The organism is Pseudomonas sp. PD9R (assembly GCF_019200975.1).
GTDB lineage: Bacteria > Pseudomonadota > Gammaproteobacteria > Pseudomonadales > Pseudomonadaceae > Aquipseudomonas.
The window spans coordinates 137,287-152,712 of sequence record NZ_JAHTMR010000010.1 but is presented as its reverse complement, the minus strand read 5'-3'; the positions used below and the strand labels follow the sequence as shown (position 1 = coordinate 152,712).

The 15,426-nt window shown below is 58.9% G+C and carries 12 protein-coding genes; 9 read left to right on the top strand and 3 right to left on the bottom strand.

The features are described from left to right. Positions 1 to 148 precede the first annotated feature (148 nt). From KUF73_RS19825 to KUF73_RS19785, 9 genes are all read left to right on the top strand, one after another. On the top strand, positions 149 to 745 hold the full coding sequence (locus KUF73_RS19825) for a superoxide dismutase (protein WP_065949384.1): 597 nt from the start codon (positions 149 to 151) through the stop codon (positions 743 to 745). A 559-nt stretch (positions 746 to 1,304) separates the two neighbouring features. Continuing rightward, complete coding sequence (locus KUF73_RS19820) at positions 1,305 to 1,682, top strand: hypothetical protein (protein ID WP_218439742.1); 378 nt, start codon at positions 1,305 to 1,307, stop codon at positions 1,680 to 1,682. Between the two features lie 4 nt (positions 1,683 to 1,686). Then, on the top strand, positions 1,687 to 3,738 hold the full coding sequence (locus KUF73_RS19815) for a bifunctional diguanylate cyclase/phosphodiesterase (RefSeq protein WP_218439741.1): 2,052 nt from the start codon (positions 1,687 to 1,689) through the stop codon (positions 3,736 to 3,738). A 228-nt stretch (positions 3,739 to 3,966) separates the two neighbouring features. Next, the gene (locus KUF73_RS19810) at positions 3,967 to 5,322 is read left to right on the top strand and encodes an imelysin family protein (protein ID WP_218439740.1); all 1,356 of its coding nucleotides are present in this window, start codon (positions 3,967 to 3,969) and stop codon (positions 5,320 to 5,322) included. A gap of 251 nt (positions 5,323 to 5,573) precedes the next feature. Further along, on the top strand, positions 5,574 to 7,001 hold the full coding sequence (locus tag KUF73_RS19805) for a di-heme oxidoredictase family protein (RefSeq protein ID WP_218439739.1): 1,428 nt from the start codon (positions 5,574 to 5,576) through the stop codon (positions 6,999 to 7,001). A 27-nt stretch (positions 7,002 to 7,028) separates the two neighbouring features. Next, on the top strand, positions 7,029 to 8,093 hold the full coding sequence (locus tag KUF73_RS19800; protein WP_218439738.1) for an imelysin family protein: 1,065 nt from the start codon (positions 7,029 to 7,031) through the stop codon (positions 8,091 to 8,093). A 14-nt stretch (positions 8,094 to 8,107) separates the two neighbouring features. After that, on the top strand, positions 8,108 to 9,205 hold the full coding sequence (locus KUF73_RS19795) for a DUF1513 domain-containing protein (RefSeq protein ID WP_218439737.1): 1,098 nt from the start codon (positions 8,108 to 8,110) through the stop codon (positions 9,203 to 9,205). Positions 9,206 to 9,410: 205 nt separating this feature from the next. Further along, positions 9,411 to 10,559, top strand: a complete 1,149-nt coding sequence (locus KUF73_RS19790; protein ID WP_218439736.1) for an efflux RND transporter periplasmic adaptor subunit — start codon at positions 9,411 to 9,413, stop codon at positions 10,557 to 10,559. Between the two features lie 13 nt (positions 10,560 to 10,572). Beyond that, positions 10,573 to 13,599 carry a multidrug efflux RND transporter permease subunit gene (locus tag KUF73_RS19785; RefSeq protein ID WP_218439735.1) on the top strand — a complete coding sequence of 1,009 codons (3,027 nt, stop codon included), beginning with the start codon at positions 10,573 to 10,575 and terminating at the stop codon, positions 13,597 to 13,599. A 137-nt stretch (positions 13,600 to 13,736) separates the two neighbouring features. Here KUF73_RS19785 and KUF73_RS19780 read toward each other — a convergent pair whose 3' ends face one another. Genes KUF73_RS19780 through KUF73_RS19770 form a run of 3 tightly spaced genes read right to left on the bottom strand, consistent with a single transcriptional unit; the run spans position 13,737 to position 15,356 of the window. Then, entirely contained in the window at positions 13,737 to 13,964 is a 228-nt protein-coding gene (locus KUF73_RS19780; RefSeq protein ID WP_218439734.1) for a hypothetical protein, read from the bottom strand. Positions 13,965 to 13,966: 2 nt separating this feature from the next. Then, entirely contained in the window at positions 13,967 to 14,680 is a 714-nt protein-coding gene (locus KUF73_RS19775; protein ID WP_218439733.1) for a lipopolysaccharide kinase InaA family protein, read from the bottom strand. Positions 14,681 to 14,684: 4 nt separating this feature from the next. After that, positions 14,685 to 15,356 carry a class I SAM-dependent methyltransferase gene (locus KUF73_RS19770; RefSeq protein WP_218439821.1) on the bottom strand — a complete coding sequence of 224 codons (672 nt, stop codon included), beginning with the start codon at positions 15,354 to 15,356 and terminating at the stop codon, positions 14,685 to 14,687. Between the last annotated feature and the right edge of the window lie 70 nt (positions 15,357 to 15,426).

Sequence of the window (15,426 nt, the reverse complement as noted above, 5' to 3'; positions counted from 1 at the left end):
TTCCACACAGTTGTTGCGTGGTTATGCCGCACCCCCGGTGCTATGATCCGAGACCTGCGCCGCAAAGAGTACAAACTCCCCGGCGCTAGTCTGGCCGCCCGTGATCGGCCTTGCGCTCACCGCACCTGACCTGATTAGGAGATTCACCATGGCTTTCGAATTGCCGCCACTGCCTTACGCACACGATGCACTGCAGCCGCACATTTCCAAGGAAACTCTGGAATACCACCACGACAAGCACCACAACACCTACGTCGTGAACCTGAACAACCTGGTGCCAGGCACCGAGTTCGAAGGCAAGACCCTGGAAGAAATCGTTAAATCTTCCTCGGGCGGTATCTTCAACAACGCCGCTCAGGTCTGGAACCACACTTTCTACTGGAACTGCCTGGCACCAAACGCCGGCGGTCAACCAACCGGCGCATTGGCTGAAGCCATCAACGCTGCTTTCGGTTCGTTCGACAAGTTCAAGGAAGAGTTCAGCAAGACGTCCATCGGCACCTTCGGTTCCGGTTGGGGCTGGCTGGTGAAAAAGGCTGACGGTTCCCTGGCCCTGGCCAGCACCATCGGCGCCGGCAACCCGCTGACCAACGGCGACACCCCGCTGCTGACCTGCGACGTCTGGGAACACGCTTACTACATCGACTACCGCAACGTTCGTCCAAAGTATGTCGAAGCGTTCTGGAACCTGGTCAACTGGAAATTCGTAGCTGAGCAGTTCGAAGGCAAAACCTTCACCGCTTAAGCTCGATGCCAGTCAAAAACCCGGCTTTTATGCCGGGTTTTTTTATGGACGAGGGAAAGTGTTTGCACCCATGAAAACACGGTGCTCATTCAGCCGTCTTCGCGAGCAAGCCCGTTCTCACAGTTTTGGGGAGCGATCACTTGCTGGAATTTGGTCGACTTTCAGGCCGCCAAGATCAAAAGATCGCAGCCTTCGGCAGCTCCTACAAGTGATCGGCGTACCGCCTTGCTTCTCACCACTCATCAGGCCGAGCGTCAGCTCGCCTTCAGCTCTTGATCTTGACCCACCCGCCCCCTCGGGAGGCTGAGTGGAGGTGTTCATCCGGGGAGTGGCGCGCAGCGCCGTTCGACGCAGTCGAACACGCTGCATGTAGGTCGAAGCGAAGCCGACCGGAGGGCAGTGTCCCCGGATGGATACCGCAGCGAAGGAACGCCGAGCCTCAGCGAGGGGCCGGACGCCAGGGGCGAGCCTTTTTTGGCTTACTTTTTTTTGGCGTTTGAAAAAAAAGTGAGTCGCCGTAAGGGCGAAACCGCTAGCCGCCGTTACCGCAGAAATGAATATGTACTCAACCAACCATGAGTTTTTGGCCGGCCCGAAAGCCGCCAAGATCAAAAGATCGCAGCCTTCGGCAGCTCCTACAGGGTGCGCTGGAACATCCGCAAATAACGGAGCAATTTCCCACGATGAAACCAGACTTCAGCCCCTTGCCCCTGCGCCACAGCCGACTACCATCAATAAAACAGGAAAATATCTCCATCCCCCTCAAGTTGAAGGACTCGACAACCGACACAGTGCTAATCGGGCAATTACTTCAGACAACAGCATATTGGCCAAGCTGCAGGCAAAATCCCTCAGTGATGAATGTCCCTTTGACTGCCGTCACGGGATTGCCAATACTCATGGCAACTTGATGCTACCCGCACGGAACAAGGAATAACCCTTTGAAGCTGGAACTCAAGAACAGCTTGTCGGTGAAGTTGCTCCGGGTCGTGCTCCTGTCGGCATTGATCGTCGGCGTGGTCTTGAGCTGCGCGCAGATCGTTTTCGATGCCTATAAAACACGCCAGGCCGTCGCCAATGATGCCGAACGCATCCTCGACATGTTTCGCGACCCCTCGACCCAGGCCGTCTACAGCCTGGATCGGGAAATGGGCATGCAGGTTATCGAGGGCCTGTTTCAGGACGACGCCGTGCGCCAGGCCTCGATCGGCCACCCCAACGAAGCCATGCTCGCGCAAAAATCACGCGAGTTGCAGCACTCCAATAGTCGCTGGCTGACCGACCTGATCCTCGGCAAGGAACGCACTTTCACCACCCAATTGGTGGGTCGCGGCCCTTATAGCGAGTATTACGGTGACCTGAGCATCACCCTCGACACCGCCACCTACGGGCAAGGCTTTATTGTCAGTTCGGTGATCATTTTCATTTCCGGCGTGTTGCGCGCCCTGGCAATGGGACTGGTGCTGTACCTGGTCTATCACTGGCTGCTGACCAAACCCCTGTCGCGGATTATCGAGCACCTGACCGAAATCAATCCGGACCGCCCCAGCGAACACAAGATTCCGCAGTTAAAGGGTCACGAGAAAAACGAACTGGGGATCTGGATCAACACTGCCAACCAGTTGCTGGAGTCCATCGAGCGCAACACCCATCTGCGCCACGAGGCAGAAAACAGCCTGCTGCGCATGGCTCAGTACGATTTCCTCACGGGCCTGCCGAATCGCCAGCAGTTGCAGCATCAACTGGACAAGATCCTCGTCGACGCCGGCAAATTGCAACGTCGCGTCGCCGTGCTGTGCGTCGGCCTCGATGACTTCAAGGGCATCAACGAACAGTTCAGCTATCAGACCGGCGACCAGTTGCTGCTGGCCCTGGCCGATCGTCTGCGAGGGCACAGCGGACGCCTCGGCGCCCTCGCCCGTCTCGGGGGCGACCAATTCGCCCTGGTCCAGGCAGATATCGAACAACCCTACGAAGCCGCCGAACTGGCGCAAAGCATTCTCGATGATCTGGAAGCGGCGTTTGCCCTCGATCATCAGGAGATCCGCCTGCGCGCCACCATCGGCATCACCTTGTTCCCAGAAGACGGCGACAGCACCGAGAAGCTGCTGCAAAAAGCCGAGCAGACGATGACGCTGGCCAAGACTCGCTCGCGCAACCGTTATCAGTTTTATATCGCCAGCGTCGACACCGAGATGCGTCGCCGTCGCGAGCTGGAAAAAGACCTGCGCGATGCCCTGGTCCGCGAGCAGTTCTACCTCGTCTACCAGCCACAAATCAGCTACCGCGATAACCGCGTAGTGGGCGTCGAGGCATTGATTCGCTGGCAACACCCCGAGCACGGGCTGGTTCCACCGGACTTGTTCATCCCGCTGGCCGAGCAAAACGGCACCATCATTGCCATCGGCGAATGGGTACTGGATCAGGCCTGCAAGCAACTGCGCGACTGGCATGACCAGGGTTTCAGCGATCTGCGAATGGCAGTGAACCTGTCTACCGTGCAACTGCACCACGCCGAGCTGCCAAGGGTGGTCAACAACCTGCTGCAGATGTATCGCCTGCCACCGCGCAGCCTGGAACTGGAAGTCACCGAAACCGGCCTGATGGAAGACATCAGCACCGCCGCCCAGCACTTGCTGAGCCTGCGTCGCTCCGGCGCGCTGATTGCGATCGACGACTTCGGCACCGGCTATTCGTCATTGAGCTATCTGAAAAGCCTGCCGCTGGACAAGATCAAGATCGACAAGAGCTTCGTGCAGGATCTGCTCGATGACGACGATGATGCGACCATCGTTCGCGCCATCATCCAATTGGGCAAGAGCCTGGGCATGCAGGTCATCGCCGAAGGCGTAGAAACCGCTGAACAAGAAGCCTACATCATTTCCGAAGGCTGTCATGAAGGTCAGGGTTACTTTTACAGCAAACCCCTGCCAGCACGGGAATTGGGCGCTTACCTGAAGCAGGCCCAGCGCAGCAACGCGGCCATTTTATAAAGATCAAAAGATCGCAGCCTCGGCAGCCCCTACATGAATCGCGCGCTTCTGTAGGCGCTGTCGAGTGAAACGAGGCTGCGATCTTTTGATCCTCGATACAAAACCATCTGCCAATAAGAAATATTTCCAACCACAACCCTTTACACATAATGCGAAAGATTTGCATTATGTCGCAGTTTTGCGCGCCGAACGCGCCATACCACCCCCTCTCGAAGCAGGATGTTCGCCATGATTCGTATGCCTCTGGCTACCGCCAGTCTGTTGGCCATCGCAATTTCCCTCGCCGGTTGCGGTGAAGGCAAAGACAAAGAAAAAGCTGCCGCTCCTGCGCCAGCTGCCAGCACCGCTGCTGCCCCGGCCACCCCAGCCGCTGCACCTGCCGCTGCCGGTAAAGTCGATGAAGCCGCCGCCAAAGCCGTTGTCGCACATTACGCCGACATGGTTTTCGCTGTTTACAGCGATGCCGAATCCACCGCGAAAACCCTGCAAACCGCCGTCGACGCTTTCCTCGCCAAACCGAACGCCGACACCCTGAAAGCCGCCAAGGCTGCCTGGGTCGCTGCCCGCGTTCCTTACCTGCAGAGCGAAGTCTTCCGCTTCGGCAACACGATCATCGACGACTGGGAAGGTCAGGTTAACTCCTGGCCACTGGACGAAGGCCTGATCGATTACGTCGACAAATCCTACGAGCACGCACTGGGTAACCCAGGCGCCACCGCCAACATCATCGCCAACACCGAAGTTCAGATCGGCGAAGACAAGGTTGACGTGAAAGACATCACCCCGGAAAAACTCGCCAGCCTGAACGAGCTGGGCGGTTCCGAGGCGAACGTCGCGACTGGCTACCACGCCATTGAATTCCTGCTGTGGGGCCAGGACCTGAACGGCACCGGCCCTGGTGCTGGTAACCGTCCGGCTTCCGACTACCTGGAAGGCGCTGGTGCCACCGGCGGTCACAACGATCGTCGTCGCGCTTACCTGAAGTCCGTGACCCAACTGCTGGTCAGCGACCTGGAAGAAATGGTCGGTAACTGGAAGCCGAACGTGGCCGACAACTACCGCGCCACCCTGGAAGCGGAACCGGCTGAAAGCGGCCTGCGCAAAATGCTGTTCGGCATGGGTAGCCTGTCCCTGGGCGAACTGGCGGGCGAGCGTATGAAGGTTTCCCTGGAAGCCAACTCCCCTGAAGACGAGCAAGACTGCTTCAGCGACAACACCCATAACTCGCACTTCTACGATGCCAAAGGTGTTCGTAACGTGTACCTGGGCGAATACACCCGCGTCGATGGCACCAAAATGACCGGCGCCAGCCTGTCGTCGCTGGTGGCCAAAGCCGATCCGGCCGCCGACACCGCGCTCAAAGCCGACCTGGCCGCGACCGAAGCCAAGATCCAGCTCATGGTCGATCACGCCAACAAGGGTGAGCACTACGACCAGTTGATCGCTGCCGGCAACACTGCTGGCAACCAAATCGTCCGTGACGCCATCGCATCCCTGGTCAAGCAGACCGGTTCGATCGAAGCCGCCGCTGGCAAACTGGGTATCGCTGACCTGAACCCGGACAACGCTGATCACGAATTCTGATCAACGCGGGCTGAGTGAATAAAGAGGCGACCTCCGGGTCGCCTTTTTCATGCCCGGTGCGCGGCTAAATCCGTAGGAGCTGGCGAGTGCAACGAGGCTGCGATCTTTTGATTTTTTTTTAAAAGCAGGATCAAAAGATCGCAGCCTGCGGCAGCTCCTACGGTTCAAAGCAAACGATAATTCCTCTTATTCAAATTCCCATCCCCTGTTAGACTTTGCGCCCTTGTTTTGCTCGTCTTGCAGGATGTCTGATGCCGCCGCTGCTTCTTCGCTTGTCCGCACTGTTTCTGGCCCTGGGCCTAAGTGCCTGCGATGACGCCCCGCGTTTTACCAAAGCCGAACCCGGTGAAGCCCGCTCCGGTGGCAGCACGACCGTACGCAAGACCGATCAAAATTCGTTTTCCTTGCCCTCGGCCAACCTGCCACCATCGCGACGTGTGGACTTCAGCGTTGGCAACAGTTTCTTCCGCAGCCCCTGGGTGATCGCCCCGTCGACCACCACCGCCCGTGACGGCCTCGGCCCGATGTTCAACACCAATGCTTGCCAGGGTTGTCACATCAAGGACGGCCGCGGTCACCCGCCTGCGCCCGATGCGCCGAATGCCGTGTCGATGCTGGTGCGCTTGTCGATCCCCGACACCCCGACCTACGCCAAAGTCATCGAGCAACAAGGTGTCGTGCCGGAACCGGTCTATGGCGGACAATTCCAGGACATGGCCGTGCCCGGCGTCGCCCCGGAAGGCAAGGTGCGGGTCGATTACACGCCCGTGCCGGTTCGCTTCAAGGACGGCAGCGAAGTCGAGTTGCGTAAGCCGAGCTTGAACATCACCCAATTGGCCTACGGACCGATGCACCCAGACACCCGCTTCTCGGCACGCGTTGCGCCGCCCATGATTGGCCTGGGTTTGCTGGAAGCCATCCCTGAAGAAGCCATCCTGGCGAATGCCGAGGCGCAGGCGAAAGACAACAATGGCATCGCCGGACGCCCGAACCGGGTCTGGGATGACGCCCTGCAAAAAACCGTCCTAGGGCGATTTGGCTGGAAAGCCGGGCAACCAAACCTCAATCAACAAAATGTTCACGCGTTCTCCGGTGACATGGGCCTCACGACCAGCCTGAGACCCTTTGATGACTGCACCGAAGCGCAAACCGCCTGTAAACAGGCACCGAGTGGCACCGGCCCCAATGGCGAGCCGGAAGTCAGCGATAACATCCTGCGTCTGGTGCTGTTCTACACCCGTAACCTTGCCGTACCGGCCCGTCGCGATGTCAGCGCGCCTGAGGTGCTGGCCGGCAAGAACCTGTTTTACCAGGCGGGCTGCCAGTCTTGTCACACACCGAAATACACCACCACCGCCAACGCCGCCGAACCTGAATTGGCCAATCAAGCGATTCGCCCTTACAGCGATCTGCTGCTGCACGACATGGGCGACGGTCTGGCCGACAACCGCACTGAATTCCAGGCCAGTGGCCGCGACTGGCGCACCCCGCCGTTGTGGGGCATTGGCCTGACACAAGCGGTCAGTGGCCACACCCAGTTCTTGCACGACGGCCGCGCCCGCAACCTGCTCGAAGCCGTGCTCTGGCATGGCGGCGAAGCGAAAGCGGCGCAGCAACAGGTTTTGTCTTTCAATGCCGAGCAGCGCGCTGCGTTGCTGGCGTTTTTGAATTCCCTTTAATACGCATTCCACCTGCGGGAGCCCGACATGTTCCGTCCCAAATTGTTGTTCACCAGCCTTGCCGCACTCGCCTTGGGCGCCTGTTCACCGCAGGACCCGCAAGCCGTTACTTCGGCGGCTATCGCCAAATCGGTGATTCTGCCGACCTACACCCGCTGGGTGGAAGCCGACAAGCAACTGGCCGTCAGCGCCCTCGCCTACTGCGAAGGCAAGGAAAACCTCGACACCGCCCGCGCCGACTTCCTGCACGCGCAGAAAGCCTGGGCCGAGCTGCAACCGTTGCTGATCGGCCCGTTGGCTGAGGGCAACCGTTCGTGGCAGGTGCAATTCTGGCCGGACAAGAAAAACCTCGTCGGCCGTCAGGTCGAGCAATTGGTTACCGCGCAGCCGCAGATCGATGCCACCGCCCTGGCCAAGTCCAGCGTCGTGGTGCAGGGCCTGTCGGCCTATGAATACATCCTGTTCGACAGCAAGCCTGATGTGGCCAATGCGGAACAGAAAGCCAAGTACTGCCCGCTGCTGATTGCCATTGGCGAGCGTCAGAAGCAACTGGCCGAAGAGATTCTGAAAAGCTGGAACAACACCGACGGCATGCTCGCGCAGATGAGCAAATTCCCGAACCAGCGCTACGCCGATTCCCACGAAGCCATTGCCGATTTACTCCGCGTGCAAGTCACCGCCATCGATACCCTGAAGAAAAAGCTCGGCACGCCAATGGGCCGTCAGAGCAAAGGCGTTCCACAACCGTTCCAGGCCGATGCATGGCGCAGCCAGTCGTCCTTGACTGGCCTCGAAGCCAGCCTCGCCGCCGCCAAAACAGTGTGGGAAGGTGTCGACAACAAAGGCCTGCGCAGCCTGTTGCCAAGCGAGCAGAAACCGTTGGCCGACAAGATCGACGCAGCCTATGCCGCCTCGCTGAAACTGTTTGCCAGCAACCAGCGCTCGTTGACCGAAATGCTCGGTGACGATGCCGGCCGCCAGCAACTCAACGATCTCTACGACAGCCTCAACGTCGTCCACCGCCTGCACGAAGGCGAGCTGGCCAAGGCGCTGGGCATCCAACTGGGCTTCAATGCCAACGACGGTGACTGATGAGGACGAGTGCCATGCTGCGACGTCAGGCTCTGACTTTAGGTAGTTTGCTGCTGGGAGCAGTGACACTAGGCGGCTGGACGCTGTTCAAGCAAAAGGACAAAAGCCCGCTGCTGCTGTCGGCTCGGGACAATACCGATGGCAAGCACTATGCCGTCGGTTATCGGCTGGATGGCACCCGGGTGTTCGCCACCCAGGTCGGCCAGCGCTGCCACGACATCATTAATCACCCGTCGCTGCCGATGGCGCTGTTCGTCGCCCGGCGTCCTGGCACCGAAAGCTACCTGATCGACCTGCGTGACGGCACGTTGCTGCAAACCGTGACGTCGCAGCCGAACCGGCACTTCTACGGTCATGCAGTGATTCACAAGAGTGGCGACTATTTGTACGCCACCGAGAACGACACCACCGATCCGGGCCGCGGTTTGCTCGGTGTGTACAAGTTCGAGGGTGAGCGGCTAGTGCACGCCGGCGAGATTTCCACCCACGGCCTTGGCCCGCATCAGGTGTCGTGGATGCCCGATGGCGAAACCCTGGTGGTGGCCAACGGCGGGATTCGTACCGAAGCCGAAAGTCGGGTCGAGATGAACCTCAATGCCATGGAGCCTAGCCTGGTCCTGATGCAACGCGATGGCACGCTGCTGAGCAAGGAAACCCTCCCTCAGCAAATGAACAGCGTGCGTCATCTGGGGATTGCCAGCGACGGCACCATCGTCGCCGGCCAGCAATTCATGGGCGCGGCTCACGAATCCTCAGAGCTGCTGGCGATCAAGCGTCCCGGCCAACCGTTCGTGGCGTTCCCGGTGCCCGAGCATCAGTTGCAGGCGATGGGGCATTACACCGCCAGCGTCGCAGTGCACAGCGAACTGCGGCTGGTCGCCTTGACCGCGCCGCGAGGCAATCGCTTTTTCATCTGGGACCTGGACAGCGGCGAAGTGCGCCTGGACGCGCCGCTTCCCGATTGCGCAGGGGTTGGCGCGGTGGCCGATGGTTTTGTCGTGACCTCGGGCCAGGGACGTTGCCGCTACTACGATTGTCGCCAGACAAATCTTGTTGCAAAACCGCTGGAACTGCCGGCAGGCCTCTGGGACAACCATCTTCATTTGATTTGATCTCGCCCTCCCCCTGTAGGAGCCGAGCTTGCTCGCGATGGCGGCCGCATATGCACCATCGGGGTGACTGACACACCGCCATCGCGAGCAAGCTCGGCTCCTACAGGTTTTGCACCTGCCTGTAAAAACTGGCAGTTGGATTCCCGTTCCCACTCGCGTTAATGTGCCCAACTGTCTCACCTGATTTCTCCAAGGAACTGGAAATATGCTGCGTCGCCGCATGCTGATCATGTTGGGTGTTGTTCTGTTGATCGTGCTGGTTCTGGCCGGTTACAAAGCCTTCTCCATCTACACGATGATCCAAGGCTTCTCCGCGCCGAAACCGCCGATCAGTGTTGCCGTGGCCACTGCCACCGAACGGCCGTGGCAAGACCGGTTGCCAACGGTCGGCACACTCAAGGCGCTGCAAGGCGTGGACCTGAGCCTGGAGACCGACGGCACCGTCGTTGATGTGCAATTCGAGTCAGGGCAGAAGGTCAAGGCCGGTCAACCCATCGTCCGGCTCGACAGCGCCGTGGAAAGTGCCTTGCTCGAAACCGCATTGGCCGACCTCGGGCTGGCCCAGGTGGATTACTCCCGTGGCAGTCAACTGGTGGGCAGCCAGGCCATTTCCAAAGGCGAATTCGACCGACTTTCGGCAGTCCTTAAAAAGAGCAAGGCTTCGGTCAATCAACTCAAGGCGGCGCTTGGCAAAAAAAGCATTCTGGCGCCGTTCAGCGGCACCATCGGTATTCGCCAGGTAGACGTCGGCGATTACGTGGCCAGCGGCACCAAAATCGCCACCCTGCAAGATATCAGCAGTCTTTATGTCGACTTCTTCGTGCCCGAACAGTCGGTGCCAAAAGTTGCCCTCGGCCAGCCGATTGAAATCATTGTCGCCGCCTACCCGGCGCAGACCTTCCCCGGCACCATCAGCGCCATCAACCCGAAACTCGAAAACAGCACACGCAACATGCAGGTCCGCGCAACCCTGGCCAATCCCGATGGCAAGCTGTTGCCAGGGATGTTCGCCAGCCTGCAGGTCCTGCTGCCCGACCCACAGCCGCGTATTGTCGTGCCGGAAAGCGCGATCACCTACACGCTCTACGGCAACTCGGTGTATGTCGTCGCAGAGAAAAAAGCCGAAGACGGCAACCTCGAAAAAGACGACAAAGGCCAACCGATCCTGATTGCCGAGCGACGCTTCATCGAAACCGGCGAGCGCCGCGATGGGCGAGTGACGATTATAAAAGGCGTGCAGAACGGCGAAAAAGTGGTCACGGCCGGCCAGATCAAACTGGATAACGGTGCGCACATCGCCATCAGCGACGACAAGACCCTAGCCGAGAAGAACAGCCAGCCGCGCGCTGACTGATCAAGGAACCCCCATGGCTTTTACTGATCCGTTCATACGCCGCCCGGTGCTCGCCACCGTGGTCAGCCTGCTGATCGTGCTACTCGGCTTCCAGGCCTGGAGCAAGTTGCCGCTGCGCCAATACCCGCAAATGGAAAACGCCCTGATCACAGTGACCACGGCGTACCCCGGGGCCAACGCCGAAACGATCCAGGGCTACATCACCCAGCCGATGCAACAGAGCCTGGCCAGCGCCGAGGGCATCGACTACATGACCTCGGTCAGTCGCCAGAACTTCTCGGTGATTTCGATCTATGCGCGCATTGGTTCCAACAGCGACCGCCTGTTCACCGAACTGCTGGCCAAGGCCAACGAGGTCAAGAACCAACTGCCCCAGGACGCCGAAGACCCGGTCCTGAGCAAGGAGGCCGCCGACGCTTCGGCGTTGATGTACATCAGCTTCTTCAGCAAAGAGCTGAGCAACCCGCAAATCACCGACTACCTGTCGCGGGTGATCCAGCCGAAACTGGCGACCCTGCCGGGCATGGCCGAAGCCGAGATTCTTGGCAATCAGGTGTTCGCCATGCGCTTGTGGCTGGACCCGGTGAAACTGGCCGGTTTTGGCCTGGCGGCCAGCGACGTGACCGATGCAGTGCGCAAGTACAACTTCCTCTCCGCCGCCGGCGAAGTGAAAGGCGAGTACGTCGTCACCAGCATCAACGCCAACACCGAACTCAAATCCGCCGAAGCCTTCGCCGCGATCCCGCTCAAGGTCGAAGGCGACAGCCGCGTGCTGCTGCGCGATGTGGCCCGGGTCGAAATGGGTGCGGAAAACTACGACTCGATCAGCTCGTTCGGCGGTACGCCCTCGGTATACATCGGCATCAAGGCGACCCCGGCGGCTAACCCGCTGGAGGTGATCAAGGAAGTGCGCAAGATCATGCCGGAACTTGAAGCCCAGTTACCGCCGAACCTGAAGGGTGAAATCGCCTATGACGCCACGCTGTTCATCCAGGCCTCGATCAACGAGGTAATCAAAACCCTGTTCGAAGCGGTGCTGATCGTCATCGTGGTGGTGTTCCTGTTCCTCGGTGCGCTGCGCTCGGTGGTGATCCCCGTGGTCACCATCCCGTTGTCGATGATCGGCGTGATGTTCTTCATGCAGATGATGGGCTACTCGATCAACCTGCTGACCCTGCTGGCGATGGTGCTGGCTATCGGCCTGGTGGTGGACGACGCTATCGTCGTGGTGGAAAACATTCACCGGCATATTGAAGAGGGCAAAACACCACTGGATGCGGCCATTGAGGGTGCCCGGGAAATTGCGATGCCGGTGGTCTCGATGACCATCACCCTGGCAGCCGTGTATGCGCCGATCGGTTTCCTGACGGGCCTTACCGGCGCGCTGTTCAAAGAGTTTGCGCTGACACTGGCCGGTGCCGTGGTGATTTCCGGCATCGTCGCCCTGACCCTGTCGCCAATGATGTGCGCCTTGCTGCTGCGACACGATGAAAACCCCAGCGGTCTGGCCCACCGCCTCGACCTGATTTTTGAAGGCCTCAAGCGCCGTTATCAGAGAATGCTGCATGGCACGCTCAACACCCGGCCGGTGGTGCTGGTGTTCGCCGTGATCGTGCTGTGCCTGATTCCCGTGCTGCTCAAGTTCACCAAGTCGGAACTGGCGCCGGATGAAGACCAAGGCATCATCTTCATGCTGGCCAATGCCCCGCAACCGACCAACCTCGACTATCTGAGCGCCTACACGGACGAGTTCATCGAGATTTTCAAGGCGTTTCCCGAGTACTACTCTTCGTTCCAGATCAACGGTTTCAACGGCGTGCAATCGGGCGTCGGCGGGTTCTTGCTCAAGCCGTGGAACGAGCGCAGCCGCACCCAGATGAAAATCCTGCCGGAGGTTCAGGCGAAACTGGAAAGCATTCCCGGACTGCAGGTGTTTGGTTTCAACCTGCCTTCCCTGCCGGGCACTGGCGAAGGGCTGCCCTTCCAGTTCGTCATCAACACCGCCAACGATTACGAGTTACTACTGCAAGTGATGGACCGGGTGAAAAAACGCGCGATGGAGTCCGGCAAGTTCGCGTTTGTCGATGTCGACCTGGCCTTCGACAAACCGGAAGTCGTCGTGGATATTGACCGCGCCAAAGCCGCCCAGATGGGCGTTTCAATGCAGGATTTGGGTGGCACACTGGCGACATTGCTGGGTGAAGCGGAAATCAACCGATTCACCATTGAGGGCCGCAGCTACAAAGTCATTGCCCAGGTTGAACGACCGTTCCGGGATAACCCTGACTGGCTGAACAATTACTACGTGAAGAACAGCAAGGGCGAGCTGCTGGCCCTGTCGACCCTGATTACCGTGACCGACCGGGCGCGCCCACGACAATTGAACCAGTTCCAGCAGCTCAACTCGGCCATTCTTTCCGGGGTGCCGCTGGTCAGTATGGGGGAAGCCATCGATGCCGTACGCCAGATTGCCCGCGAAGAAGCCCCTGCCGGGTTTGCCTTCGACTACGCCGGTGCATCGCGGCAATACGTGCAGGAAGGCAGTGCGCTGTGGGTCACCTTTGCCCTGGCATTGGCGATCATTTTCCTGGTGCTGGCCGCCCAGTTTGAAAGCTTCCGCGACCCGCTGGTGATTCTGGTGACCGTGCCGCTGTCGATCTGCGGCGCATTGCTTCCGCTGTTCCTCGGCTGGTCGAGCATGAACATCTACACCCAGGTCGGCCTGGTGACATTGATCGGCCTGATCAGCAAGCATGGGATCCTGATCGTCGAGTTCGCCAACCAGTTGCGCAAGGACAAAGGCCTGTCGCCTCGCGAGGCAGTGGAACAAGCCGCCGCCATCCGTCTGCGACCCGTGTTGATGACCACGGCGGCGATGGTGTTCGGCATGGTGCCATTGATCATCGCCACGGGTGCGGGCGCTGTCAGCCGTTTCGACATCGGCACGGTGATCGCGACCGGCATGTCGATCGGGACACTGTTTACGCTGTTTGTATTGCCCTGCGTGTACACGCTGCTGGCCAAACCCGATAAACCCTGAGATCAAAAGATCGCAGCCTGCGTCATCCTACAAAGGGTGACATGCCAGTGTAGGAGCTGCCGCAGGCTGCGATCTTTTGCCGTTTGAAAATAAAAGGCCTCGCATTAGCGAGGCCTTTTATTTGGGCTTCAATTTGTTCAACTTTGCGGCCTCAATCCTTGAGAGAGTCCGAACATGAACAACAGTAAATCATGATCGGGCTGTGTGGCCACGGATGCCCTGGCAACCCGTGGCAACGGACAGTGCGCGTCCCCATTCAATGAACTGAGAACTTGCGTGCGTGGCTGCTCCCAGGCAGCCATCGCGAGTGAAGCAACTGCCAAGGCTCCAACTAGAAACAAACCTCGTGCAACTTCGAGTTTCATCGCTATAAACCTTTGATAGCGCTGCCAAACGCCGTCTCATAAAGGTAGACGAGTTTCTTCCAGTCCGTCGCGCTGAACGACGAGTGGCGACGCAGCTGCTTCATGTCATGGCTAGCTGCGCGTTGGGCGCTCAACCGTTGCCGGCATTTTTCCAGATCGATCAATGCGACTTCGACTTTGGCGGCGTCGCCCTCACCGGTCACGCGGACGAATACGTGCTTGATGTAGATGCAACTGTGCTGCCAACGGCCCTTGTGCATGCGGGCCAGGTTTTCGGCCAGATCCTTCAGGATTCGATCGTTCACCGCCTCGCCGTAATGCTCACGACCGCCGCTGGCGTACCACTGTTCAATCTCCTGAAAGCCGTCCAGCGATTTGGTCACCAGCAATGCACGCCATTTGTGCACCGGATCGCGCTGGGCACCACAGAAAATGATTTCTGGAACACGCACGCCGAGCTGACGAAGACCGATGAGCGCATCACGCTCACGCAGCACGGTTGGCCGACCGAAAGGATGCAGCCAACTGCGATGGATATGCCCGGTTTGCCGCTTAACGTATAGCAGCTGGCCATCACTGCCGATGACTCGTTGCACGCCACTTTCGCCACCACGACGGACATTGGGCTCTTCCACCCATTCACCGCGTTGGTTCCAAAAATAGTCGAAGCGGTCCTGGGAAGTGACTTCCGATTCTGCTGCACATTGCACTGCCATTCTCTTACCTCTTGCGTAATACGTAGACCCGCCACATGGCATAGAGCGGTAAAAAGTCCAGTTGTTCCTGAATTCGGAAACCTGCCTGTTCAAATTCCTTTTCTATCGTAGCGGCCGGTAACACAAATCGGTTTTGGTAACCTTCCTGCCCACGGGTTTTCTCTGAGCGCTTGCGCTTCCAGGCTTTGAAATTGCCGTCCACCCACAACGAAAGAATCACACTGTCACGGGTGACGCGTTCGAATTCACGCAGGATGGCGAGTCGATGCTCGGCTTCACCGATGTGATGGAGCAAACGCATGCAGAAAATGCTGTCGACGGCGTTATCAGGCAAGGCGATGTCGAATGCAGAAGTGTGCAAGGGTTGTACCCGTTTCACCACATCAGCCGGCTGCGCCTGCGTAGCGATCTTCAGCATGGACTCGGAGTTGTCGGCACCGATGATCACGCGGTTGGGTTTTTCCGCCAGCAATGGCCAGAAACGCCCCGCTCCGCAAGGCAAATCGAGGACCAGCCCCGGCTCGCCAACCAGGGCCAGTGCTTTTCGTGCCAGTTGTTCATCGCGCCAGTGTGACAGCTTGCGACCGAGGCCATCCTGGTGTTTGCGCAGGTATCGTTTAGCGTGCTGATCGTCGTACTTTTCGGAAAAATCCAGTTTGATCGGGCCGTCTACCATCATCAAGGTCTCCTGAGCTTCTGATACCGACCACCATAGGCAGCGACTTGTCAGTGTCAGGTTATGCAGT